The organism is Streptomyces sp. NBC_01089, from assembly GCF_045162975.1.
Classification (GTDB): domain Bacteria; phylum Actinomycetota; class Actinomycetes; order Streptomycetales; family Streptomycetaceae; genus Streptomyces.
In genome coordinates, this window is record NZ_CP108660.1 from 2,714,515 (window position 1) to 2,739,331 (window position 24,817).

The following is a 24,817-nucleotide window of genomic DNA, read 5'->3' on the forward strand; positions in this document are numbered from 1 at the left end:
TCCAGCGGTCCAGGGGTCTAGGCCGCCGGGCTGCCGCACACCCCCGGCAGTGCGGGCGCACCCGCCAGTCTGCGGCGTTCCTGTTCCAGCTGGGCCAGCAGCCGGTCCTGGGTGGCGCTGTCCGGTGTGCTGAGGAATTTCAGCACCGCGTGCTGGAACGCGTCGCGCAGGGTGGGCGGCATGGTGTCCGAGGCGTCGAAGCACAGCTCGTGCGTCGGCGCCTCGCTCGTTCCTCCGGTGAGGAGGGTCGCCGCCTTGCGGCCCAGCGGGTCGGTGGGCCGCGGGTCCGACGCGCTGGGGAAGTGCGGCTTCAGCTGCGGAGCGGCCTGTGCCAGCCAGATCTTGCGCCCCTCGGGTCCGGCCAGTCTGCTCAGCAGTCCCATCGCCGCCGGGCTGTCGCGGAACACGGCGGCCATGTCGGCCGACACCTCGTACGCGTCCTTGTGGCCGCCGAGCCCGGGAATGGTGTCGGCCGACGGCTTGAAGGTGATGTCCGGGCCGTACAGATAGCGGATGAAGGTCCCCGCGTGCTCCTCCGTGCAGGTGCCGGAGTTGAGCAGCCCCTTGCCGCCTGCCCCCGTGTAGGGGATGTCGAGCGCGCTCCTGGTGTTCTGCCCGTCCATCAGTGCGGCCCAGGTGGTCCACGCGTCCCGTACCTCCCGGCTGGTCCACGGCAGCGCGCCGGTGGCCCACTGCTCGTACTTCTGCGGGCCCGAGCGGTGCAGCAGGATGTCCTCGATCCAGTCGGTGCCCGGCCAGCCCGTCGTGGCCTGTGCGCTCATGCCCAGGCACCAGCTGTGCGGCCTGACCGGCTGGTCCGTCCTCGTCCACACCAGGCTCTTGATGTCGACCTTGAGCGGGACCCAGTAGGTGTGCCTGCTGCCGTTGACGACCAGCTCGGGGGCCCACGGCGGGTAGGCCCTGCTCGCCAGGTCTCCGGTCAGCGGGGTCAGCGCACCCTCGCGCGCGTACTCCTGGAGCTCCCCCTGGCTGTTGAGGATGGCCACGTCCGGCGGCGCGTCCGCCTCCAGCTGCGCGACCAGCGTCTCCCGCAGCGAACTGGTGCCCTGGTAGCTGTAGATGTACGGGGTGCCGTCGTCCAGCCGGTCGAGTGTCCTGGTGAACGCGGCCGCCTCGTTCCCCGTCCACGGACCGAGGACCACGACCGTCTGCTTGCCGCCGCCGGAGCAGCCACCGGTCAGCGCTGCGGCGAGCGCGATCAGTGTGCCGGCCAGCAGCAGGCGCAGACCGGCTGCGGTCCGCATCGCCCTCATCGGCCTCTTCCCCCTCACTGGAAGTCCTCCCGCCGCGGAACCCGTACGTAGTCGTGCCGGTAGGCCAGGAGCGCCCAGCCGGTGACGGCGGCGCCGAGCAGCCCGACGGGCAGAATGAACCCGGTCACCGACGCCCAGCCCGCGCTGTGCGCCCCGCGCATGGCGCCGTCGACGCGCTGTTGCAGGGCGTCGACCGAGCCCGGTGCGGCCGCCGTTCCCGTGGCCGGCGCCGGCTGGACCGCGGGCGCGGTGGCGGACACCCGGGCCAGCTCGCCGTCGGCGATCCGCCGGACGGCCGCCTGGCCGTGCTGCACCTGCACGGTGCCCAGTACCAGCACGGGCACCGCGAGCAGCGGCAGCACCGTGGCCGCCAGCGGCAGGCTCAGCAGCCTGAACCTGGCCCTCAGGAAGCCGAGGGTGCGGAACAGCCCGACCACCAGCAGGACATACGCGGCGCAGGCGACGGCGGCGAGCACCACGGGCGCGGTGCCCCACCCCGCCTCACGGTCGAGATCCGCGCGCAGACTCCGCTCCAGCGAGCCGATGCGGTCCTGGATGGTGGTGGCCTCATAGCCATGGACGGTGTGTACGGTCCGGTCGGCGCAGTGCGCCGGGGCGCCCGCACCCTCAGTGCCACCGGTCCCGCTCACATCCGCGCCACCCGCATTTCCCGCACCGCCCGCGCCGCCCGTCGTCTCGCAGAGCATGCTGAGCGCGTACGAGAGATACGCCTTCTTGAGTGTGGGGTCGTCCCTGTTGCGGTCGGCGGTGCCGATGTAGCCGTTGTAGTCGACCACCAGGCCCGACACCACCTGGAGACCCTGGCGCTGGGAGGCGCTGAGCGCGGGCGACTGGGCGGCCTCGTTGAGGTTCTGGGTGGCCCTGGTGAGCAGGGTCGGATAGGTCTGGCCGAGTCCGATCAGTTCCGGCCCCTGGAGGACCGAGTCGGCTTCCTTCTGGGCCTGGTCCAGGGCGATTTCGGCCCGGGTCAGCTCCACCAGGGCGGGGCCCGTGCGGTCGGCGATCCGGGACGAGTCGCCGTGCACCTCCCCGTACGCCGTCGACAGCGCTCCGAACGCGACCACCGTGAGCAGCGGCAGCACGATCAGCCGGTCGCGGAGGAAGGCGGGGCTCTGTCCGGCCGGTACGGGCGCCAGGCAGAGCAGCCTGCGGAGCGCCGCGAGCACCCGTCGGAGCACCACGGGCACCCGGAGCGCCGGGAGCGCCCGGTCCGTGTCCCTCACCGGTGGCTCGTCGTGTAGCTGGTGCGGATCCTGGCGGTCTCGATGTCGAACCGCCGGATGCGGGCGTGCAGTTCCACCTCGCCGCCGGCGCCCGGCTCGACCAGCTTCTCCAGGTGCTCCCGCATCGCGTCGTCGCCGACCTCCACCGCGAGCTGCCAGGCCCGGCCGAGCGAGCGACGGGCGGCCCCGGTGTCACCGGCCCGCAGCGCGGCGCAGCCCTCCTCGAAGCACCGGACCAGATCCTCCTGGTGCAGGAAGTGGCCGACGTCGGGGTGCACCCTGCTGTACAGCCCGTGGTCGCCCGACCAGCGGACCACGACCGGCCGGGACGGCGGCAGTCCGACCGGTGGCCGGCCGGCGCCGTCCCGTACCAGCTCCACCTCGGTGAGCATCAGCTCCGTGCCCTCCGCCTCAGCGGTGTGGCGGGCGCTGAGCGAGAGCAGGTACGAGCGGGTCTCGTCGCCCCAGGGTTCGGTCGCGTACTCCCGCAGATACTCGGTCTCCTCGACCGGCCGCAGGGGGCGCCGTGTGGGGTGGACCTGGCCGAAGGAGCGCAGTTCGGCGTTGTCGCTGCGGTAGAGGCGCAGCCGCAGTCCGGTGAGGTCGCGTGCTGCGGCCTGTCTGGTGAGGTCGCGCAGTCTGCCGGGCAGCGGGCCGGGTGGACCAGCCGCACCGGGTGGACCCGGTGGACCAGCCGGGCCTGTCTCCTCGAAGGCGTGCGCCGTGCCGTTCAGCGCGCTGGTGATCAGGAGCAGTTCATCGGTGTCCCAGCCGTCACCGATACCGATCGCGTCGCAGGTGAACTGCCCGGCGCAGTCCGCGATACGGGCCGTCAGCTCCTCCCTGGACTCGTAGCCCGGTTCGTTCCTGCCGTCCGTGAGCAGCAGGGCGTGGCGTACGAAGTCGGCGCCGCCGCCCGGGAGTCCGGCGAAGAGCTCGCCGGCCCGCCCCAGCCAGCTGCCGATCGCGGTACCGCCGCCGGGGTGGCAGGCGCGCAGGGCGTCCACCGCCGCGCGCCGGGTCGCGTCACCGGCGACCGCGAGGGTGCGCCGGCCGCCGGGCTCCTGCTTCGGGTAGACGGTGCCCGGCCGGTCGCGGCCGGCGACGACCGCGAAGTACGCGCCGTCGGGCACCGCCTGCACGGCGGCGGCCGCCGCGTTCCTGGCGGCCGCCAGCCGGGTGGGCGGGCTCACCATCGACGACGAGTGGTCGATGAGGAACACCACGGCATGGCGCGGTCCCCGGCCCTGCGGTGCGGCCGGCCCGCTCCCCCGGCCGGCCGGGCGCCGGACGGTCACGGTGACGACGGCGTACATCCGCGCCTCGTGTCCCGGTTCCGGTACCGGCAGTTCGGGGACCTGGCTCACTTCGAGGAAGACCGTGGGCTCAGCCGGTCCCGGATGCGCTGCCGGTGTGCCTTCCCCAGCCATGGGTGCCTCCTGTCGTGGCGGAAGCCCAGCGGACGGACGCTGTTGGCCCGGTCGATGAGGGCTTCCGCGATCTCATTGCTGTCCGGCAGGTCGGAGCGTCTGGCCTGGTCGGCGAGGCCGCGGTAGAGCAGCGACAGCATGTCGGCCAGCTCCCGGGGGCTCTCCGGGGCCGTGAGCCGCCCGTCCAGCTGCGCGGTGAAATCGGCCAGGGGCCGGTGCGGGACCCGTTCGAGAACCGTCTCCCACAGCTCGGTCTCCAGGCGGTGGCGGCCGCGGTGGTCGGTCAGGCCGTGCTCGTGGAAGAGCGGCCCCAGCCGGTGCAGGGCGTCCTTGAGCGCGTCGTCGTCGGGCGGCGAGTTCCGCGCCCTGGCCGCCTTGATACGGACGATGGCGGTCCGGGCCGCGGTCAGATGGCGCGAGTGCGCCGGGACGAGTTCCAGCGCGGCCAGGGCGGCGTCCGGTGTGCCGCTCGCCCCGGCCAGCAGCACCCGGGCGCAGCCGAACGCCGCACCGCCGAGCGAGTGGTTGCGGCGCCGGACCGCGTCGTAGAGCCGCAGCGCCTGCGGCCGGTCCTGCTCCAGCTCCGCGCAGTAGCCGAGCGCGAGCTTGGGCGCGTACTCACCGGGGATCGCGTCATAGATGGCGTCGAACCGCAGGGCCGCCCCTCCGGTGTCCCCGGCCGCGAGCGCCAGCAGCCCCAGATGCCAGTCGATCCGCCAGTCGTACGGTGCCCAGCCCGGGGCGATGGCGCGCCGGGCCCGGCTGATCTCCGCGTACGCCCGGCGCAGCGTCCGGGTGTCACCGGCGGTGACCGCGAGCGCCAGATACAGGCGGCAGCGCAGCAGATGCAGTTCGGGCGAGGGGTCCCAGCCGCTGGTGCGCTGGAGCAGCGCGGTCGCGTCGTCCTCGGCGAGCCGGTCGAGCCGGGGCGCGTTCCCGTCGTGCGGATCGGGTTTCGGTACGGGAAGTCCGCACGCCATCTCGCCCGGCTCGGGCGGCACCGGGCCGAGCGGGGCGGGCGGCGCGGCCCCGCTCGCCCAGCGGCTGAGCGGCGGCGGGGAGCCGATCGCCCCGTCGAGGGCGTGGGCGGACTGGACGAAGAGCGGGGACGGTTCGAAGGACTCCCTCGCGGTGCGCAGCGAGCGCAGTTCACGCAGCACCCCGCGCAGCTGGAGCGCCATCTCGTCGGCCGTGGCGAACCTGGCTCTGCGGTCGGCGTGGGTGGCACGGTCCAGGGCCCTGCGCAGGGACTCGGGCCCCAGTCCCTGGGCGGGCGGTGCCGCGGCGCTGAGTTCGCGCAGGGTCACCCCGAGGCTGTACAGGTCGTCCTGGAAACGGGATTCCCCGTCCTGGCCGACGCCGGGCGCGAAGTAGCCGGGGGTGACCGGTCCTTCGGCCCGTTCCTGGCGGACGCTCCCCACGTCGACGATCTTGATCTCGGTGCCGCAGTGCATGACGTTGTGCGGCTTGAGGTCGCCGTACACCTTCCCCTTCCGCTGATGGAGGTAGCTGAGGGCGTTGAGGATGCGGATGCCGTATCCGAGTACGAACTCGTGGAAGCGCACCCCGCCGAAGGATCCGGGGTCGTTGACGACCCGGACCCGGACCTCTTCGAGGTCAGGCCGTTCGCGTATTCGAGTACCAGGAACTCGCCGGCCGGGTCGTGGCTGCCGTAGTTGAACACCCTGATGAGGTCGGGGTGGTTGAGGGCGACGAGCTCCTGGCGTTCGCCGCGCATCGCCTTCTCACCGAGCCTGATGTCGTGATGGCGCGCGCTGTCCGGGTCGCCGTCGTGCTGCTGGTGCAGGAATTTGAGCGCGACGGGGCGGTTCTCCAGCCGGGTGTCCTCGGCGAGGTGGACCTCGCCCATGCCTCCGTATCCGATGCTCCGGAGCAGCCGGTACTGACCGGCGAGCATCCGGTCGGGGCCCAGGCCGAGGCCCCGCAGCCGGGCGGCGTCGTACGGGCCCGCCACCGGTGCCGCCGGCCGCACCTCGGGGAGCACCAGCGGGTCGCGGTCCTTGTCGGGCGGCGGGAGCAGCACGGCGGCGGTCCGCGGCACGTCGGACGGCGCGTCGGACGGCGCGGGGCGCGGGCCTGGCGGCCGGGCGCCTCCGGCGTGGCGTCCGGTCGCGGAGTCGACGCGGCGGCCGCTGCGCTGGCAGTAGCCGGCGGGGGTGACCCGGCTGCCGCAGCCGGGGTGGGGGCACGGGTTCACGGGGTCCGCTCCTCTCCGGTGGCGGCGGCCGCCGCGCCATCGCCGCCTGCTGCCTTCCGGGGGGCTTCTCCGGCGGCTTCCCCGGTGGGTTTCCCAGCGGCTTTCCCGGCGGCTCGCCCGTCGGCTTCTCCGGTGCCAGTGCCGAGGCCGGTGCCGGTGCCGTGGTCGTCCAGTCGCGCGTGGACGGTCGTGACGAACGCCGTGACCGCCCGCTCCACATCGTCGAGGCTGCTCGGCCCCTCGGTCAGCAGCTGCTGCGCCCGCCGGTACTGGCCGGCCGCCACGGCGTCCTCGGCCCGCCGGTGGTCGGCGAGCCTGGCCTGCTCGGCGGCGAGCAGGCCGCGCAGGTCCAGCATCCGGTCGAGGGCGGCGCGCAGCCGCCGTTCGACGTCCTCGGCCCGTAACAGGGCGCCCAGGACGGACTGTTCGGCGTACGACAGCATCTGCAGAAGCGCGGCGGCCCCGCTCCCCGGGGGTGGGGCCGGGGCCTCCTGCGGTGGTTCCTGCGGGGCTTCCCTGGCCCGCGTCCGCTCCAGTTCGGCCGCGAGCTGCGCGGTCCACAGCTGGGCCCGGTCGCCGTGCCGGGCGGGCGGACCCGGCAGCCCGGTGACGCGGGGCTCCAGTCTCCGGAACAGGTCTCTGACGGTGCGTTCGGTGCCGGAGAGCCGGTCGGCGCGGTCCGTCAGCCGCGCCAGCCACTGCGCGGCCCGCCCGGCGGGCAGCAGTTCACCGGTGAGTACGGGAGCCGGGCCGTGCAGGACGAGGAGGAGCCGCGCCCCGCGGTCCGCCAGCCGGCGCAGCAGCACGGCCGTCTCGCCGGGATCCGCGTCCGCCCGGTCGGGCAGCGTGACCACGACGGAGGTCAGCTGCCGTGCGGGCTGCGGGTCCAGGTCCTGGGCCAGCTCGTCCCTGGAGCGCCCGGCCGCGGCCACCGCCAGGCTGATGCTGCCGCGGCGCGGGACCGCGGGGCCGCCGGGACGGCTGCTCGCCGCGGTCGAGAGCCCGGGCGACCGCTCCCGGTCGGCCAGGCCCAGGGTCGTCCGGAGCGCGACATCGGCCTCGTCGTCGCCCTCGCGCAGGAAGACGGTCTCGATGTCCCAGCTGTCCGTCTCGGCGTTCAGCCAGCAGGTCAGGGTCTGCTGGAGGCCGAGCGGCCGGCCGGTCCGCTGGTCTCCGGGTGCCACCGACAGCTGGGGCGGGATGACCCGGGGACCCGTCATGTGGTGTTCGGCGACGAGCGGGAGATGCCCGGCGATGGTGGCGGCCGGGATCATATAGAAGTGGAAGAACGGACTCCGGTCGGCCGGGGTGTCGTACACGGCGACCATGATCCCGAGCAGCCGCCCGGTCCCGGCCTCGGAGACCCCGGCCCCGCTGAAACCGCGGGGGTTCCGTTCGTGGAAGTCGACCGGGTTGATCTGCACCCACTCGTCGCCGTGGCCCCCGGGCCCCTTGAGCACCGCGTCCACCCAGAGCCCGCCCGAGCGGTTCCTCGGGAACCCGTCCACCGTCACACGGGTGTCGTACGGCACGGGGTCCCGGTGGAGTACGGCCGTGGAGGCCACCGGGGCCGGCTCGGTGAGCCGCAGCAGCGCGAGATCCCCCTCGTCCCGCCCGTACCGCTCCACCCAATGACCCTCGATCACCCGCGCGGAGCGTGACACCCCCTTGGACTCCCCGGTCAGGACGGGGAATTCGACCCGTACCGGCACGGCGGGGCCCGGCACCACATGGGCACAGGTCAGCACCAGATCCTGCCCCAGCAGGACTCCGGCGCCGAGCACGTCCCCCGGCTCGCCCCCGGGCAGCTCCGCATGCAGGCGCAGCCGCCAACTCTGTTGATCCATAAGCATGTTGAGCCGTATCGGCTCCCCCTCCATGCTTCCCCAGAGTAGGGGCAGGACGCGACAATGGGACCCGGGCTGCACAAGGGGGAGCAATGAACGACGGGACGGGAGCCGCACCAGTGGCGGGGCTGGCGGACCTGATCAGCCAGGTCAGGAACGAGCTGGCCGAGGCACAGCGCCGGATCGGGGACAGCACGCTGCGGCTCAGCGTGGAGCGGGTGACCCTGGAGATCGCCGTGCAGGTGAGCCGGGAGGCCGACGGCGAGGGGAAGCTGCGGATCGGGGTGGTCACCGTGGGCGGCAGCGGGTCGGTGACACGCGACAACACGCACCACATCAAGGTCGAACTGCAGCCCCGCAACCAGGACGACACTCCGGGCTGGATCCCGGTGAGCCGCCAGTAGGGCCCTGCGGGGCCGCTCCGTCCTCCTGTTGACCGGTTCGTCCGGCTGTTGTCCGTTCCGTACGCCTGCCGGCCGGTCCGTACGCCTGCCGGCCGGTCCGTACGCCTGCCGGCCGGTCCGTACGCCTGCCGGCCGGTCCGTACGCCTGCCGGCCGGTCGGGCGAGTCGGCCAGGCGGGCGAGTCGGCCGGTCAGACTACTTGTCCGGTCAGACCTGCGGCTTCGGCAGCGGCTTGCCGTACCAGAGTTCCACCAGCCTGGCCGCGATCGAGATGCCCGCCGGAGGCAGCACATCGCCCGCCTCGATCGCCGTACGCAGGTCGTCCCGCGAGAACCAGCGGGCCTCGCTGATCTCCTCGCCGTCCACGGTGATCTCGGACGACGTGGCCTGCGCCATGAAGCCGAGCATCAGACTGGACGGGAAGGGCCAGGGCTGGCTGGCGACGTACTGCACCGTGCCGACCGTGACACCCGCCTCCTCGAACACCTCACGCGCCACCGCGGCCTCGATGGACTCGCCCGGCTCGACGAAACCGGCGAGCGTGGAGAACCGGCCCTCCGGCCAGTGCACCTGGCGGCCCAGCAGTGCCCTGTCGTGCTCGTCCGTGACAAGCATGATCACGGCCGGGTCGGTACGCGGGTAGTGCTCGGCCCCGCACGCCTGGCAGCGCCGGATGTGACCGGCGGCCGCGATGACAGTGCGCTCGCCGCAGCGGGAGCAGAACCGGTGCAGCCGCTGCCAGTTCTCCAGCGCCACCGCGTGCACCAGGAGCGCGGCGTCGAGCGGCGAGAGCAGCAGGCCCGCCTCGCGCAGACCGGCCGGGCGGGCGGACTGGTCCATCCGGCCGGGGAGGGTGTCCTTCTGGAGCGCGAAGTACCGCACTCCGTCCGCGTCCGTGCCGAGGAAGTAGCGGTGCTCCTCGGTGAGGGGGGCTTCGAACGACGGGGTCTTGAGCAGCTCGGTACGGCCGTCGGGCGTCTCGTCGATCAGTGCCTGGCCGCCGGAGACCACGAACACCCGGGTCGTCGGGTGGCTCCAGGCCGCCGCGAGCCACGCCTCGTCCAGGCGGTGGTGCGCGGCCCGGTCGATACCGCTCGGTGCCGTCAGACCGATCGGCCGGTGCGGATCCGTCGCCGGGCCGGCCTCGGCGCCGGTCTCGGCGCCGGTCCCGCTCTCGCTCGCGCGGCCTTCGGTGGCATTGCTGAAGTTGCTCACAGGTGCTTCCAACTCCCCCTCATGGACTGGGTGGTTCCGTTCAGCATTCGGTTCGGTTCGGCAGTCGTCGGTTCGGCGTTCGGTTCGGCATTCGGTTCGGTTCAGCTCTCCCGGCGCAGGGCGGCGGCCATGTCGCCCCACAGATAGGCGGTGGTCTCCACGCCCTTGAACAGCAGGTCGAGTTCGACCTTCTCGTTGGGCGCGTGCCAGCCGTCGGACGGTACGGAGATCCCCAGGAAGAGCACCGGCGCGCCGAGCACGTCCTGGAGATCGGCCGCGGGGCCCGAGCCGCCCTCACGGGTGAAGCGGATCTTCTCGCCGAACGCCCGGCCCATGGCCCGTACGACCGACTGGAGCGCCGGGTGGTCCAGCGGGGTCAGACACGGCCGGGTGCCGGCGCTGAACGCGATCCCCTGCCGGATCCCGGGCTCGGCCCGGCCCGCCGCCCACTCGGTGACCAGCTGCTCGATACGCACCGGGTCCTGGCCGGCGACCAGCCGGAACGAGAGCTTCACCATGGCCGACGACGGGACGACCGTCTTGCCGCCCGGGCCCTGGTAGCCGCCGCCGATGCCGTTGACCTCGGCGGTCGGACGGGCCCAGATCCGCTCCAGGGTGCTGAGGCCCCGCTCGCCCGCCGTCGCACGGGACTTGGCCGTACGCAGCCACTCGGCCTCGTCGAAGGGCAGCTCCGAGAAGAGTTCGCGCTCGGTCTCGGTCAGCTCCGCGACCCCGTCGTAGAAACCGGGCACGGTGACCCGGCCGTCGGCGTCGTGCAGCGCGGCGACCAGCCGGGCCGCCGCGGTGGCCGGGTTCGGGACGGCGCCGCCGAACGAGCCGGAGTGGATGTCCTGGTCCGGGCCGTCGAAGGTGATCTCGCACTCGGCGAGGCCGCGCATACCGGTGCAGACGGTCGGCGTCGTCTCGGACCACATACCGGTGTCGGAGACGATCACCACGTCCGCCGCGAAACGCTCGGCCTGCTGCTCGACCAGCTCCCTGAAGTGCGGGGAGCCGGACTCCTCCTCGCCCTCGACGAGGAGCTTGAGATGGACGGCGGGCGCGGTACGGCCGGTGGCGGCGAGGTGGGCGCGGACACCGAGTGTGTGGAAGAACACCTGGCCCTTGTCGTCCGCCGCACCCCTGCCGTACATCCGGCCGTCCCTGACGACCGGCTCGAAGGGGTCGGTGTGCCAGCCGTCCTCGGCCGCCGCGGGCTGGACGTCGTGGTGGCCGTAGACCAGGACGGTCGGCGCCTGCGGGTCGTCCGAAGGCCACTCGGCGAAGACCGCGGGGGCCCCGGGCGTATCGAGGATCTCGGTGACAGGGAAGCCGGTCTCCCTGAGTCTGGCGGCCAGCCAGTCGGCGCTGCGGCGTACATCGGCTGCGTGCTCCGGCTGTGCGGAGACGGAGGGGATACGCAGCCAGTCGGCCAGGTCTTCGAGGAAGTGCTCGCGGTGCTGGTCCAGGTACGTGCGGACAGCGCTGTCCGGGGTGTCGCTCATGCCATCGAGCCTAACCGGCCGGTCGGGGTGGCTCGTCCGGCGGATCTCCCAGCAGGATCCGCTCAAGACCGGCCCGGCCCGGCAGCGGTGTGGGCCTGATCACTTCTCCGGTCCGTACGTAGAGGAAAGCGGCCGTGACCGAGCTGAGCGGGATGTGGTGCTGCTCGGCCCAGGCCAGCCGGTAGACGGCCAGCTGGAGCGGGTCGGCGGTGTGGGTGCGGTGGGTCTTCCAGTCGACGATCTCGTAGGTGTCGCGGGAGGTGCGGTAGACGGCGTCCATCCGGCCGCGGATCACCCGGCCCGCGAGGGTGAGGGTGAAGGGGGCTTCGACCCGGTGGGGCGTGCGCCCGGCGTACGGGGTGCGCTCGAAGGCCGCTTTCAGTTCGGCCAGATCGCGCTCGTCGGCGATCTCCGGTTCGTCGTCGTCACCGCCGGGCAGTTCGTCGGGTCCGAGCATGGGCAGCGGCAGTGCGTCGAAGCGCGACTCGACCCAGGCGTGGAAGCGGGTGCCGCGGCGGGCCGCCGGCTGCGGGGGGCGCGGCATGGGGCGGGCCAGCTCGTGCGCGAAGGCGTCCGGGTCATCGGCGAGGCGCAGCAGCTGGGTCGCGGTGAGGGTGAGCGGTACGGGGACGTCGCGCACGGTGCGCCGGGCACGGAGCAGTTCTGCCGTGAGCGCGTCGAGGTCGCGGTCCCAGGAGGCGAGGGTGCGGGCGTCCTCGGGGGTGAGCGGGGCCCGGGCGTGCGGCACGGGTGCGGATGCGGGGGCCGGAGCGCCGTGCGGGGCGGAGCCGTCCTGCGGGTCCGTGGTCACGGGGCGCTGCCCCTGACCCCGGTCCTCGGTCTCCCCGGGGCGGGCCTGAATATCGTTGAGCTGGTCCAGGACCAGGTCCGCCGCCGCCCTGCGGCGGGTCAGGGATGTCCCGTCCAGCGGCAGCGGCCAGGCGTGGTCCGCCGCCGCGTCCCGCAGCGCCGGATTCTCCTCGTCCTCCTCCGGGGCGTCCGCCCAGACCTCCGTCTCGCCGTACCCCGCCGCGCAGTGCTCCTGCAGCGCGAGCAGGAAGTCCGACGGGCCGCGCGGTCGCTTCTGGCTCGGGCCCCACCAGTGGGCCGAGCCGAGCAGCAGCGAGCGCGGGCGGGTGAAGGTGACGTAGCCGAGGCGCAGTTCCTCCGTGTGCTGGTGGGATTTCATCGCCGCCTTGAAAGCGGCGATGCCCTTCGCGTCCCACGCCCCGACCCCGGGGAGCGTCGCCGCGTCGCCGCGCAGGGCGTGCGGCAGCACCTTCGGCTGCGCCGTCCACGACTCACGGGACTGCTCGCTCGGGAACTGCCTGGCGACCAGACCGGGGACCGCGACCACGTCCCATTCGAGGCCCTTGGACTTGTGCGCGGTGAGGACCTTCACGGTGTTCTCGCCGCCGGGCAGCGCGTTGTCCAGGCCCTTCTCGTACTGGGCGGCCGTCCGCAGGAAGGCCAGGAAGGCCAGCAGGCTCGCCTCACCGTCCAGCGACGCGAAGCCCGCCGCTATGTCCAGGAAGTGGGAGAGGGTCTCGCGGCGGCGCGCGGCCAGGGCGTGCGGCGATGCCGAGAGCTCGACCTCCAGCCCGGTCGTGGCGAGCACCCTGTGCAGTACGTCCATCAGCGGGTCGGCCAGCGAGCGCCGCAGATCGCGCAGTTCGGCGGCGAGGCGGGCGAACCTCACCCGGGCGTCGGCGGAGAACGCGAGCCCGTCGTCCGGCCCGTCGGGGAAGCCCGCCTCCTGGCCCGCGCCGCCGGCCAGGAACGTGTCCAGCGCGTCCGCGAGCGAGACCACCTCGGCCGGGTCGACCCCTTCGACGGCCTCGGCGAGCCGCTGGTCGGGGTCGGCGTCCTCACCGCCCGCCGCGCTGTCGTACCGCACGAGGAGCCGCGCCCGGCGGCCGAGCAGCGCCAGGTCGCGGGGGCCGATCCGCCAGCGCGGCCCGGTCAGCAGCCGGACCAGCGAGGCGTTGGCCCCCGGGTCCTGGAGCACCTCGCAGACCGCGACCAGATCGGCCACCTCGGGAAGGTGCAGGAGCCCGGAGAGGCCGACCACCTCGACCGGTACGTCCCGCGCCACCAGCGCGCCCTGGATCTCCGCGAAGTCACCGGCGGTGCGGCAGAGCACCGCGATCTCGCCCGGGTCCTTGCCGGTACGCACCAGATGCGCGATCGAGTCCGCCAGCCAGCCGATCTCCTCCTCGTGCGTACGGAGCAGGGCGCACCGCACCATGCCGTCCCGCTCGGCGCCCGGCGCGGGCCGCAGCGCCTCGACGCCCGCGTGCATCGCGCGCAGCGGGGCGGCCAGGCCGTTCGCCAGGTCGAGGAGGCGGCCGCCGCTGCGCCGGTTCTCGCTCAGCGAGAAGCGGGTGGCGGGGCGCCCGTCGGCGTACGGGAAGTGCTCGGGGAAGTCGTCCAGGTTGGCGACGGACGCGCCGCGCCAGCCGTAGATCGCCTGGCAGGGGTCGCCCACGGCGGTCACCGCGTGGCCGCTGCCGCCCCCGAAGAGTCCGGAGAGCAGCAGCCGCTGGGCGACGGATGTGTCCTGGTACTCGTCGAGCAGGACCACCCGGAACTCGTCCCGCAGGATGGTGCCCACCTCGGGCCTGGTCAGCGCCAGTTCGGCCGAGAGCGCGATCTGGTCGCCGAAGTCCAGCAGGTCACGGCTGCGTTTGGCCGCGCGGTAGCGGCTCACCAGGTCGAGCAGTTCGCGGCGGGCCCCGGCGGCCTCCGGGACCTTGCGCAGCTCGGCGTTGGAGAGCCTGGCGCCCTCCAGAGCGGCCAGCAGCTCGGTGTCGTACGCGCGCAGCGCCTGCGGGGTCACCAGATGCTCGGCCAGCTCGCCGTCCAGCGCCAGCAGGTCGCTCACCAGCGAGGAGAACGACTTCGTCAGCGCCGGATAGGGGCCCGGCGCCTCCTTGAGCACCCTGGCCGCCAGCTGGTAGCGGGTGGCGTCGGCGAGCAGCCGGGAGGACGGCTCAAGGCCGATCCGCAGCCCGTGGTCGGTGAGCAGCTGTCCGGCGAAGGCGTGGTACGTCGAGATGCGCGGTTCGCCCGGCGAGTAGTACGGGTCGGCGCTCACCGTCGGCACCGAGGGGTGGCCGCCGCCCGGTGCCCGGTGGGACGGGCCGGCGTCCGGGTCGGTCACCCCGGCGCGCACCAGCGCCTTGCGGACCCGCTCGGCCAGCTCGCCCGCCGCCTTGTTGGTGAAGGTCAGCCCGAGCACCTGCTCCGGCGCGACCTGCCCCGTCCCCACCAGCCACACCACCCGCGCGGCCATCACCGTGGTCTTGCCTGAACCGGCTCCGGCCACGATGACCTGCGGGGCGGGCGGCGCCGTGATGCAGGCCGTCTGCTCCGGGGTGAAGGGGATGCCGAGGAGCTCCTTGAGCTGCTCGGGTCCGGTGATGGGCGGGGTCACCTCAGAAAGGCTAACGGCGCCCTGTGACATCCCCGCCCGGCCCGCTCGCGTACCGCTGTCGTACCGCCGTCACTCCACGATGTGACGCCCCTCCGGCAGGGCGCTGCAGGAGGCGCGGAACGCGCAGTGCGTGCAGTGGCTGCCGGTCGTCGGTGTGAAGCGCTCGTCCAGCACCTTCCCGGCGGCGGTGGCCAGCAGGTCGCCGACCCACTCCCCCGCGAGCGGCTCCTGGGACTGGACCTTGGGCAGCGCGTCGCCGCCCTCCTTCTTCGCCGCGGCCTGCCGCAGCTGGACGAGTTCGGCGCCGCCCGCTTCGGGACGCAGGCCGCCGAACACCTCGTCCACCGCGCCCTCGCGGACGGCGAGCTGGTAGACGGCGAGCTGCGGATGGCGGGCCACCTCGTCCCTGGTCGGTGCCTGCTTGCCGGTCTTGAAGTCGACCACGTACGCGCGGCCCTCCGCGTCCTGTTCGACCCGGTCCATGGAGCCCCGGATGCGCACCTGGTACTCGCCGGCCTCCAGGGTCACGTCGAAGGGGTGCTCGGTGGCGGCCGGGGTGCGGCCCGCGCGGTCCATGACATGCCAGCGCAGGAAGCGTTCCAGCGCGGCGCGCGCGTTCTCCTTCTCCTGGCCGGATTTCCAGGGGGCGTCGAAGGCCAGCGAGTTCCAGACCGAGTCGAGGCGCTCCATCAGGACGGCCAGGTCGGCGGGGGTACGCCCGGACGCCACCTCGTCCGCGAGGACGTGCACCACATTGCCGAAGCCCTGGGCGGCGGTGGCGGGCGCGTCCGCCTTCACCTCGCGGCCCAGGAACCACTGGAGGGAGCAGGTGTGGGCGAGCTGGTCGAGGGCGCTGCCGGAGAGCGCGACCGGCTGTGCAGGATCGCGGACCGGGGCGGCGGAGTGCGTCGGCTCGTACAGCCCCCACCAGCGGTACGGGTGCGCCGCGGGCACCAGCGGCTGGTCCTCCTCGTCGGTGAGCGCGGCCAGCCGGGCGAGCCGGTGGGCGGCCGCCTCGCGCAGCTCGGGGGAGGCTTTCGGGTCGACGGTCGTGGCGCGCAGCTCCGCGACCAGCGGGGCGACCGCCAGGGGGCGCCGGGGGCGGCCGGTGACGTCCTTGGGCTCCACACCCAGCTCGGTGAGGAAGCGCGACGGCTGGTCGCCGTCGTCGGCCGGTGCCTTCACCGCGGTCACGACGAGCCGGTCGCGGGCGCGGGTGGCCGCGACGTAGAAGAGCCTGCGTTCCTCGGCGAGGAGCGCGCCGGGGCTGAGCGGTTCGGCGAGCCCGTCGCGCCCGATCCGGTCCGCTTCGAGCAGGGAGCCGCGGCGTCTGAGGTCGGGCCACAGCCCTTCCTGCACACCGGCGACGACGACCAGGCCCCACTCCAGGCCCTTGGCGCGGTGCGCCGTCATCAGCCGGACCGCCTCGGGGCGCACGGCCCGCTTCGAGAGGGTGTCGGCGGCAATGTCCTGGGCGTCGACCTCTTCGAGGAAGTTCAGCGCGCCCCGCCCGCCGGTGCGTTCCTCGGCGCGGGCCGCGGTGTCGAAGAGCGCGCAGACGGCGTCCAGATCGCGGTCGGCGTTGCGCCCGGCGGCTCCGCCGCGCAGCGTCGCGCGCTCCAGGCGCCGGGGCCAGTTGGTGCCGGTCCACAGTTCCCACAGGGCCTGTTCGGCGGTGCCGCCGTTCTCCAGGAGCGCGCGGGTTCTGCTCAGGAGCTTGCCCAGCTGCTGCGCGCCCCTGGCGTACGCGGGGTCGTGCGCGATCAGCCGTCCGGGCTCGGCGAGTGCGCGGGCGAGCAGTTCGTCGGACGGCGCGGGGAGGCGGTTCCCGCCCGCCCTTTCCTCGTCGCGCAGGGCGCGGCCGAGCCTGCGCAGATCGGCGGCGTCCATGCCGCCGAGCGGTGAGGAGAGCAGCGCGAGCGCCGCGTCGGTGGAGAGCCGGGCCGCGGCCTTCCCCGCTGCCGGGGCTGCCGGGTCCTCGTCACCGGTGGCGGAGGCGGCACCACCGGCCAGCGCCGCCTCCGCCACCGCACGCAGCGCCGTCAGCAGCGGGACGACCGCGGGCTCGTGGCGCAGCGGCAGGTCGTCGCCCGCGATGTCCAGCGGAACCCCGGCCGAGGTCAGCGCGCGGCGTACGGCCGGAATGGAACGTCCGCCCGCGCGGACCAGGACCGCCATGTCGTTCCACGGCACGCCCTCCTCCAGATGGGCCCGGCGCAGGATGTCCGCGATGTTGTCCAGCTCGGTGCCGGCCGTCGGGTAGGTGTACGCCTCGACCCGGCCCCCGGCCCGTACCGCCGACAGCTCCCGGTGCGCGCGGACCTGGGCGGTGGGCAGCCGGGGCAGCGGCATGCGCTGGGTGAGCAGCCGGGTCGCGGTCAGCAGGGTGGTGGCGGAGCGGCGCGAGGTGGTCAGCACCTCGACGGGGGCCGGACGGCCGTCGGTACGGGGGAAGGTGTCGGGGAAGTCCAGGATGCCGTTCACATCGGCGCCGCGGAACGCGTAGATCGACTGGTCGGGGTCGCCGAACGCGACCAGGGTCCGGCCGCCGCCCGCCAGCGCGTGCAGCAGCCGGACCTGGGCCGGGTCGGTGTCCTGGTACTCGTCGACGAAGACCGCGTCGTAGCGGAGATCGGCCTGCTCGGCCAGCGGCACCGCGCGGTGCACCAGCTCCGCGTAGTCGACGACGCCCTGCGCGTCCAGTACGTCCAGATACTCGGCGAGGAACCCGGCCGCCGCATGCCAGTCGGGGCGGCCCGTGCGCCGCGCGAACGCGGCCAGGGTCTCCGGGCCGAGCCCCAGCTCCCGGCTGCGGGCGAGGACCGCGCGCACCTCGTCCGCGAAGCCGCGGGTCGTCAGACAGGCCCGCAGCTCGTCGGGCCAGCGGATCCGGCCCAGGTCGAGCTGGCCCGCGAGCAGTTCCCGTACGGCGACGTCCTGCTCGGGTCCTGACAGCAGCCGCAGCGGCTCGGCGAAGAGGTCGGCGTCCTGGTGGGCGCGGACCAGGGCGTAACAGAAGGAGTGGAAGGTGGTCGCCTGCGGGCCGTACGTGCCGATCCTGGCTCCGCCGCCCTGGATCCTCACCGCCATCCGGTCGCGCAGCTCCACCGCGGCCCGGCGGCTGAAGGTGAGGACGAGGATCCGCTCCGGGTCGGTCCCCTCGGCGATACGCCGGGCCACCGCCTCCACCAGCGTGGTGGATTTGCCCGTGCCGGGCCCGGCCAGCACCAGCAGCGGCCCGGTGCGGTGGTCAACCACCGCACGCTGCCGTGCGTCCAGTACGGGTGGATCCGCCGTGCCAGGCGGAGTGCGCACCAGCCGGTACGCGCCCGGGGCCCGGGGCCTTACCCGGTGGGAAGTGGAGGTGCTCACGTGGATCGCCGGTCCTGGGAGAGGTGCGTGGATGTGCGGGCGGGCGGAGCGGGGACGAAGGGCGCGCCGCCGTGCCCGCGGTGTTCCGCCGACGCTACGCCGTCGGGCGGGGTGCCTCCGACGACGGGGGCCGGGGCCCCGCTGCGTACTCCGTGTACTCCGTACGGGTCTCAGACCGCCCGCGGGAGGGCCGAATGGCGGAAGCTGTCAGACATGAGCCCCACCGCCCCCGTCCCATCGCGCCCGCCGTATGTCCAGGCGGGGCAGATGGCCGTCCGTGTCACGGGCGGCCCGTGGGGCGTCCCGCAGCGGGGTGGACTCCGCCCGGTAGTGCTCCAGGGCCCGCAACTCGTGGCCCGGGAGCAGCGCGCCGTCCGCGCGCACCACCCGCCACCACGGGGCGGCGCCGCCGTAGAGGGCCATCACCCGGCCCACCTGGCGGGGGCCGCCCTCCCCCAGCCATTCGGCGATGTCCCCGTACGTCATGACGCGGCCGGGCGGGATCAGCTCCGCGACGTCCAGCACCCGTTCCGCGTACTCCGGCAGCTCAGCACTCATCCGGTCCATCCTGCACCACAGCGCCGACAACGCGCCGGGCCCGCCGCAGAGCGGGCCATTTCCCACAAAGGGCCCCTGATGCCCGCCCGCACCGCCCGGACATGCCACCATCGTCCGGGCGGTGACCGGGCTTCCCGCGGGCAGCGCCCGGCCGCTCTGCCCACGGGCCCAGCATCCCGAGGTGGAACGCAGTGATACGAGACAAGAAGGAACCGACGGAGGGGCCAGGCGTGCAGGAGCCACCGGAGGCGGCGAACGCCCCCGACTCCGAAACCCCTCCGGGCGAGCCGGAGACGGTTCCGGAACCGGGGGGCGGGCCGGGCGGTCGCGGCACTGACGGGCCGGGGGCCGGCCCAGGTCCTGACGGCGATGGCACGGAGCCCGGGGCAGGCTCCCACAGCACACAGTCCGGCGACTCCAGCAGCACCGAGCCCGAGGGCTCCAGCCGCACCGAGCCCGGGGCAGGCTCGCGCGGCACCGAATCCGGTTCCGGCTCACGCCCCCGTACGGGATCGCACCCGGTGCCCGGATCCCGCCCCGGCACCGGACCCGCCCCCGGCCAGGATTCGCCGCCCGAGTTCGGCGGCGCCACCGCCATCGACCGGGTCTCCGGTGACGAGCCGCTGCTCGCCGCCCGGGTGCACCGCCCGTCCGATCTGCTGCGTCTGCTCACCGGCATCCTGGCCATCGCGCTGGTCCTGGCCATCGCCGCCTTCGCCCACGGCACGACATCCGGTCTCGCCGAGGACATCCACAACGGCACCGTCGAGACGCCCGACCTGCTGCTCAAGCTCGCCGGGCTCTTCTCGTCCATCGCCATACTGATCCTGCCGGTCGCCTTCGCGATCGAACGGCTGGTGAAACGGGACGGCCTGCGGATCGCGGACGGGGTGCTGGCCGCCGTCCTCGCCCACGGTGCGGCGCTCGCCACCGATCTCTGGGTCGCCAAAGCCGCACCCAAGTCGATCACCGAGGCGCTCACCCAGTCCCTCAGCAACGGCACACTCACCGACCCGGTGCACGGCTATCTCGCCCCAGTCATCGCCTATATGACGGCCGTCGGCATGGCCCGCAGGCCACGCTGGCGGGTGGCGCTCTGGGTGGTCCTGCTGGTCAACTCCTTCGCCGTGCTGGTCGGCCGGCAGACCACACCCTTCTCGATCATCGTGACGATCCTGCTGGGCTGGACCGTCGCCTACGGCACCCTGTACGCCGTCGGCTCGCCCAATGTCCGCCCCACCGGCCGCCAGCTGCTCGCCGGACTGCGGCACGTCGGCTTCAACCCGGTCAGCGCGATGCGCGCCGAGGACATCCCCGACTCGGCCGAACAGGGCGACCGCGGCCGGCGCTACTTCGTCACGCTGGAGGACGGCGCGCCGCTCGACGTCACCGTCGTCGACCGGGAGCAGCAGGCCCAGGGCTTCTTCTACCGGGTGTGGCGCCGCCTCACCCTGCGCTCCATCTCCACCGGCCGCTCCATCCAGTCGCTGCGCCAGGCCCTGGAGCAGGAGGCGCTCCTCGCGTACGCGGCCATCGCCGCCGGGGCGAACGCGCCGAAGCTGATCGCCACATCCGAGCTGGGCCCCGACGCGGTGATGCTCGTGTACGAGCACACCGGCGGGCGCTCCCTCGACTCGCTGCCCGACGAGGAGATCACCGACGAGCTGATGCAGAACGCCTGGCGGCAGATGCAGGCTCTGCAGTCCCGGCGTATCGCGCACCGCAGGCTCGTCGGCGACGCGATCCTGGTGGACAAGTCGGGCCGGGTGATCCTCACCGATCTGCGCGGCGGTGAGATCGCGGCGAGCGACATCGTGCTGCGGATGGACATCGCGCAGCTGCTCACCACGCTGGGGCTGCGGGCCGGGGCCGAACGCTCGGTGACGTCCGCCGTCGCCGTCATCGGTCCCGACAAGGTCGCCGACAGTCTGCCGCTGCTCCAGCCGCTGGCGCTGAGCCGCTCGACCCGGGCGACCCTGCGCCAGCTGGCGCGTGAACGCGCGCAGCGCGAGCGGGAAGCCGTGATCGAGGCGTCGGAGGCCGCCAAGCGGGCGAAGGCCGGGGCGGACGAGGCGCCGGGCGACAGCCGCAAGGCCGCCCGTGCCGAGAAGAAGGCCGAGAAGGAGGCCATCGACGACGCGCTGGACGGGGCGCGCGAGGAGGACCTGCTCTCGCAGATCCGCCACCAGGTGCTGCTGATCCGGCCGCAGGCGCACGCCGAACCGGTACGGCTGGAACGCGTCAAGCTCCGCACCCTGTTCACGGTCATCGCCGGGTCCGTCGCCGCGTACTTCCTGCTCTCGCAGCTCGCCAACATCCCGTACCACCAGCTGATCACCACCACGCGCTGGGGCTGGGTCGCGATGGCGGTGCTGTTCTCGGCGCTGAGTTACGTGGCGGCGGCGATGAGCCTGCTCGGCTTCGTGCCGGAGAAGGTGCCGTTCCTGCGGGCCGTGTCCGCGCAGGTCGCCGGGTCCTTCGTGAAGCTGGTGGCGCCGGCGGCGGTCGGCGGTGTGGCGCTGAACACCCGCTTCCTGCAGCGCGCGGGCGTGCGCCCGGGGCTCGCGGTGGCCAGTGTCGGGGCCTCGCAGCTCTTCGGCCTCGCCAGCCACATCCTGCTGCTGATGGTCTTCGGCTATGTGACGGGCACCGAGCAGACCCCGTCGCTGACGCCGTCCCGTACGGTGATCGCCGGTCTGCTGACGGCCGCGGTGCTCGCCCTGGTGGTGACGGCGGTGCCGTTCCTGCGGAAGTTCGTCGTCACACGGGTGCGTTCGCTGTTCGCCGGTGTGGTGCCGCGCATGCTCGACGTACTCCAGCAGCCGCGCAAGCTGCTCACCGGTATCGGCGGGATGCTGCTGCTGACCGGTACGTTCGTGATGTGCCTCGACGCGTCGATCCGGGCCTTCGGCGGCGGCTCGACGATAAGTTACGCGAGCATCGCGGTGGTCTTCCTGACCGCGAACGCGGTGGGGTCGGCCGTGCCGACGCCCGGCGGGGTCGGTGCCGTCGAGACGGCGCTGACCGGTGCGCTGATCATCGCCCGTGTCGACCCGGGGACCGCTGCCGCGGCCGTGCTGCTCTTCCGGCTGCTGACGTTCTGGCTTCCGGTGCTGCCGGGCTGGCTGTGCTTCAACTATCTGACGCGCCGGGGGGCGCTGTAGGGACTGCCCGCCCCGCGGCCGGGCACCCCCGGGGATTCCCCCCGCCGTTCAAGCGCCCTGTGTCCGGGTCCGCTCCAGTGTCCGCAGGATCAGCCACTGGTCGCCCCAGGCCATCGCCGTGCCCAGTACGGCCATCACCACCCCGATCAGGACGCTGCCGACGGCTGCCCCCACGGCGAATCCGGCGAGCCCCAGCAGACCGCGCACCGCGAACCGCAGCGCGACCAGGCCGACGGCCAGCAGCCGGGTGCGCTTGTTCTTCCAGAGCGCCCTCATGAAGCGCATCCGGGTCCGCAGGACCGTGAGCGACAGCGTCAGGTTCAGCGCCGCGACGACCGGGATCAGCCAGTACGCGGCCGGGTAGGCCCGTGCGACGTCGAAGATGCCCGCGAAGGTGCCGACGATCGGGAAGTACCAGTTGGGCAGCGGCTTGATGTCCACCGGACACGCCGCCACCGGTGCGGTGGGCCGGGCCGTGGTCCCGGCCGTGCTCTCGGCCATGTCCTGTGCCGTGATCTGTTCCGTGCTCACTGCGGTCATTTTCTGCTCCCCCTGAGGCTTCGTTTCCGACACGAGAAGCTTCCCGCGCCGGGCACCCCGGGCGGCAGAGCGAACCGTCCGCACTCCGGCAGGACAAATGTCCCGGGGCCACGGCAGACTCAGCGGGCCGTGATCACCAGGATCGCCGCGTCGTCGTGGAGCCGCCCGCCGACGTACCGGTGGAGGTCCTGCTCGATCTCCCGCACCAGGGCGGCCGGTTCCAGGCCGGTCCAGTTCCGCAGCCGCCGGGCCAGCGGGTAGAACACCCCATGGCTGTCGCGGGCCTCCGTGACCCCGTCGGTGAAGAGCAGCAGCCGTGCCCCGTACGGCAGTCGGGTCTCCACGACCGTGCGCGCCCGCTCCTCATCGGGGACCAGGAAGCCGAGGCCCAGCGGCAGCCCGGCCTCCCCCAGGAAGATCTGGCGCGGACCTGCCTCGCTGACGGTGAACGGTTCCAGATGGCCGCAGTTCACCAGCCGCATCCGCTGCCGGTCGGGGGCGAACTCCGCGAGGAGCGCGGTGACATGGCGCGGCTCCTGGCCGATGGTCTCGGCGTACTCGTTGTAGCGGTCCAGTATGTTCTCCATGCGCCGGGTCAGATCCGAGAGGCCGGGCTCCTCGTACCCCGCCACCCGGAACGCGCTGAGCACGGCCGCCCCCGCGTTGATCGCGTCGAGTCCCTTGCCGCGTACGTCGGCGACGAGCACCCGGGTCCCGAAGGGCGACTCGATCAGCTCGTACAGATCGCCGCCCACCCGTGCGTACTCGTCCGCCGCGAGATAGACCCCGTACGCCTCGAAGTCCTTGGTACGCAGCGGGAACGGCCGCAACAGCGCGAGCTGGACCGCCTCGGCCGCGCCGCGGGTGTGCTCCAGGAGGGACTGCCGCTGGGAGCCGAGCCGTGCGATGAGCAGCGCGAGCAGCCCGACCGCCCAGGTCGCGGCGAGGACGACCGCCATCTGGCCGGGGTCGCGCTCATGGGGTGCGAAGAGCGGGTACGAACCGGCGATGCAGACACCGGCGAGGGTGGCCAGCACCGCGGTGGTCAGCACACTCAGCACCAGGGCGCCGACCAGCGGGACCAGACTCGCGAACAGCACCACCCGCAGGTCACCGGGGGTGACGGACTCCACGGCGACGATCACGGCGAGCACGACGAGCAGGAACGTGAGGAACCCCGCGCGCTCCCTACGCGTCGTCTTCCGCTCCACGAGCACACGCGAGAGGCTGCGGGCGAGCGGCATGGAGAGATCCCATCTGGCGGATATGCGGCTTTTGTCTCCCTCTCCGACACAGTAGCGCCGACCCGGCGGCCGCACAGCCGCATCTCCGCACCCCGGAGCACACAGCGGAGGGGCGGCCCGCACTTCCCGTGCGGGCCGCCCCTCCGATGACGCGGTCAGTCATGCGCTCCGGTCTAGTACACCGGCTTCTCGGGCTCGATCTGGTTGACCCAGCCGATCACGCCGCCGCCCACGTGGACGGCGTCGGCGAAGCCCGCGGACTTCAGCACGGCCAGCACCTCGGCCGAGCGGACGCCCGTCTTGCAGTGCAGGACGATCTTCTTGTCCTGCGGGAGGTCCGACAGGGCGGAGCCCATGATGAACTCGTTCTTCGGGATCAGCTTCGCGCCCGGGATCGAGACGATCTCGTACTCGTTCGGCTCGCGGACGTCGATGATCTCGATCTTCTCGTCGGTGTCGATCCACTCCTTGAGCTGCTTGGGAGTGATCGTCGAACCGGCCGCCGCCTCCTGGGCCTCCTCGGACACGACGCCGCAGAAAGCCTCGTAGTCGATGAGCTCGGTGACGGTGGGGTTCTCACCGCAGACCGCGCAGTCGGGGTCCTTGCGGACCTTGACCTGGCGGTACTGCATCTCCAGGGCGTCGTAGATCATCAGCCGGCCGACCAGCGGGTCGCCGATGCCGGCGAGCAGCTTGATCGCCTCGTTGACCTGGATGGAACCGATCGACGCGCAGAGCACGCCGAGCACGCCGCCCTCGGCGCAGGAGGGGACCATGCCGGGGGGCGGCGGCTCCGGGTAGAGGCAGCGGTAGCACGGACCGTGCTCGGACCAGAAGACGGACGCCTGGCCGTCGAAACGGTAGATGGAGCCCCAGACGTACGGCTTGTTGAGCAGCACGCACGCGTCGTTGACCAGATAGCGGGTGGCGAAGTTGTCCGTGCCGTCCACGATCAGGTCGTACTGGGAGAAGATGTCCATCACGTTCTCGGCCTCGAGCCGCTCCTCGTGAAGGACCACATTCACCAGGGGGTTGATCCCGAGGACCGTGTCCTTGGCCGACTGGGCCTTGGAGCGGCCGATGTCGGCCTGGCTGTGGATGATCTGGCGCTGCAGGTTCGACTCGTCGACCTCGTCGAACTCCACAATGCCCAGCGTGCCCACCCCGGCCGCGGCCAGGTACATGAGGGCGGGGGAGCCGAGGCCGCCCGCGCCCACGGCGAGCACCTTGGCGTTCTTCAGCCGCTTCTGCCCGTCCATCCCCACGTCGGGGATGATCAGGTGGCGGGAGTACCTGCGGACCTCGTCGACGGTGAGTTCAGCAGCTGGCTCGACCAGGGGTGGCAGCGACACGGGGACTCCGTTGG

General features: G+C 73.1%; 15 protein-coding genes. 2 read left to right on the forward strand and 13 right to left on the reverse strand.

Annotation, left to right across the window (positions count from 1 at the left end):
- Positions 1–17: 17 nt before the first annotated feature.
- The 5 genes from OG510_RS11905 to OG510_RS11925 form a co-directional block, all read right to left on the reverse strand.
- On the reverse strand, positions 18–1,265 hold the full coding sequence (locus OG510_RS11905; protein WP_406136750.1) for an extracellular solute-binding protein: 1,248 nt from the start codon (positions 1,263–1,265) through the stop codon (positions 18–20).
- Positions 1,266–1,288: 23 nt separating this feature from the next.
- A complete protein-coding gene (locus OG510_RS11910; protein ID WP_406136751.1) occupies positions 1,289–2,518 on the reverse strand; it encodes a hypothetical protein in 1,230 nt (409 codons plus the stop codon).
- Positions 2,515–3,948 carry a VWA domain-containing protein gene (locus tag OG510_RS11915; protein WP_406136752.1) on the reverse strand — a complete coding sequence of 478 codons (1,434 nt, stop codon included), beginning with the start codon at positions 3,946–3,948 and terminating at the stop codon, positions 2,515–2,517. The genes OG510_RS11910 and OG510_RS11915 overlap by 4 nt, the downstream gene beginning before the upstream one ends.
- A complete protein-coding gene (locus tag OG510_RS11920; protein WP_406136753.1) occupies positions 3,882–5,513 on the reverse strand; it encodes a tetratricopeptide repeat protein in 1,632 nt (543 codons plus the stop codon). The genes OG510_RS11915 and OG510_RS11920 overlap by 67 nt, the downstream gene beginning before the upstream one ends.
- A gap of 649 nt (positions 5,514–6,162) precedes the next feature.
- Entirely contained in the window at positions 6,163–8,013 is a 1,851-nt protein-coding gene (locus OG510_RS11925; protein WP_406136754.1) for a trypsin-like peptidase domain-containing protein, read from the reverse strand.
- Between the two features lie 92 nt (positions 8,014–8,105).
- Here OG510_RS11925 and OG510_RS11930 point away from each other — a divergent pair, with 92 nt between their 5' ends.
- Positions 8,106–8,417, forward strand: coding sequence for a trypco2 family protein (locus OG510_RS11930; RefSeq protein WP_406136755.1), 312 nt, complete (start codon positions 8,106–8,108; stop codon positions 8,415–8,417).
- Positions 8,418–8,624: 207 nt separating this feature from the next.
- Here the strand turns inward: OG510_RS11930 and nudC are convergent, their stop codons facing one another.
- The 5 genes from nudC to OG510_RS11955 all read right to left on the reverse strand — a co-directional run bounded on the left by nudC (position 8,625) and on the right by OG510_RS11955 (position 18,512).
- Positions 8,625–9,530 carry an NAD(+) diphosphatase gene (nudC, locus tag OG510_RS11935; protein WP_406142370.1) on the reverse strand — a complete coding sequence of 302 codons (906 nt, stop codon included), beginning with the start codon at positions 9,528–9,530 and terminating at the stop codon, positions 8,625–8,627.
- Positions 9,531–9,733: 203 nt separating this feature from the next.
- Entirely contained in the window at positions 9,734–11,137 is a 1,404-nt protein-coding gene (locus OG510_RS11940; protein WP_406136756.1) for a dipeptidase, read from the reverse strand.
- Positions 11,138–11,147: 10 nt separating this feature from the next.
- Positions 11,148–14,603, reverse strand: a complete 3,456-nt coding sequence (locus OG510_RS11945) for an ATP-dependent helicase (RefSeq protein ID WP_406136757.1) — start codon at positions 14,601–14,603, stop codon at positions 11,148–11,150.
- Between the two features lie 39 nt (positions 14,604–14,642).
- Positions 14,643–17,945, reverse strand: coding sequence for an ATP-dependent helicase (locus OG510_RS11950; RefSeq protein WP_406136758.1), 3,303 nt, complete (start codon positions 17,943–17,945; stop codon positions 14,643–14,645).
- A gap of 207 nt (positions 17,946–18,152) precedes the next feature.
- Complete coding sequence (locus tag OG510_RS11955) at positions 18,153–18,512, reverse strand: MGMT family protein (RefSeq protein WP_406136759.1); 360 nt, start codon at positions 18,510–18,512, stop codon at positions 18,153–18,155.
- A 512-nt stretch (positions 18,513–19,024) separates the two neighbouring features.
- On the opposite strand from OG510_RS11955, the gene OG510_RS11960 reads away from it, so the two are divergent.
- A complete protein-coding gene (locus tag OG510_RS11960) occupies positions 19,025–21,667 on the forward strand; it encodes a flippase-like domain-containing protein (RefSeq protein ID WP_406136760.1) in 2,643 nt (880 codons plus the stop codon).
- Between the two features lie 48 nt (positions 21,668–21,715).
- Here OG510_RS11960 and OG510_RS11965 read toward each other — a convergent pair whose 3' ends face one another.
- The 3 genes from OG510_RS11965 to moeZ form a co-directional block, all read right to left on the reverse strand.
- Positions 21,716–22,207 carry a hypothetical protein gene (locus OG510_RS11965; RefSeq protein ID WP_406136761.1) on the reverse strand — a complete coding sequence of 164 codons (492 nt, stop codon included), beginning with the start codon at positions 22,205–22,207 and terminating at the stop codon, positions 21,716–21,718.
- Between the two features lie 119 nt (positions 22,208–22,326).
- Positions 22,327–23,451, reverse strand: a complete 1,125-nt coding sequence (locus tag OG510_RS11970) for a PP2C family protein-serine/threonine phosphatase (protein ID WP_406136762.1) — start codon at positions 23,449–23,451, stop codon at positions 22,327–22,329.
- Positions 23,452–23,624: 173 nt separating this feature from the next.
- Positions 23,625–24,803 (reverse strand): adenylyltransferase/sulfurtransferase MoeZ, encoded by a 1,179-nt coding sequence (gene moeZ, locus OG510_RS11975; RefSeq protein WP_406136763.1) that lies wholly within the window; start codon positions 24,801–24,803, stop codon positions 23,625–23,627.
- Positions 24,804–24,817: the final 14 nt, after the last annotated feature.

Bases quoted from the DNA above. Each gene is read 5' to 3' on its own strand.
- OG510_RS11905 (WP_406136750.1), bottom strand. From the start codon at position 1,265: ATGCGGACCGCAGCCGGTCTGCGCCTGCTGCTGGCCGGCACACTGATC.
- OG510_RS11915 (WP_406136752.1), bottom strand. From the start codon at position 3,948: ATGGCTGGGGAAGGCACACCGGCAGCGCATCCGGGACCGGCTGAGCCC.
- OG510_RS11925 (WP_406136754.1), bottom strand. From the start codon at position 8,013: ATGGATCAACAGAGTTGGCGGCTGCGCCTGCATGCGGAGCTGCCCGGG.
- OG510_RS11930 (WP_406136755.1), top strand. From the start codon at position 8,106: ATGAACGACGGGACGGGAGCCGCACCAGTGGCGGGGCTGGCGGACCTG.
- OG510_RS11940 (WP_406136756.1), bottom strand. From the start codon at position 11,137: ATGAGCGACACCCCGGACAGCGCTGTCCGCACGTACCTGGACCAGCAC.
- OG510_RS11945 (WP_406136757.1), bottom strand. From the start codon at position 14,603: ATGTCACAGGGCGCCGTTAGCCTTTCTGAGGTGACCCCGCCCATCACC.
- OG510_RS11955 (WP_406136759.1), bottom strand. From the start codon at position 18,512: ATGGACCGGATGAGTGCTGAGCTGCCGGAGTACGCGGAACGGGTGCTG.
- OG510_RS11965 (WP_406136761.1), bottom strand. From the start codon at position 22,207: ATGACCGCAGTGAGCACGGAACAGATCACGGCACAGGACATGGCCGAG.
- OG510_RS11970 (WP_406136762.1), bottom strand. From the start codon at position 23,451: ATGCCGCTCGCCCGCAGCCTCTCGCGTGTGCTCGTGGAGCGGAAGACG.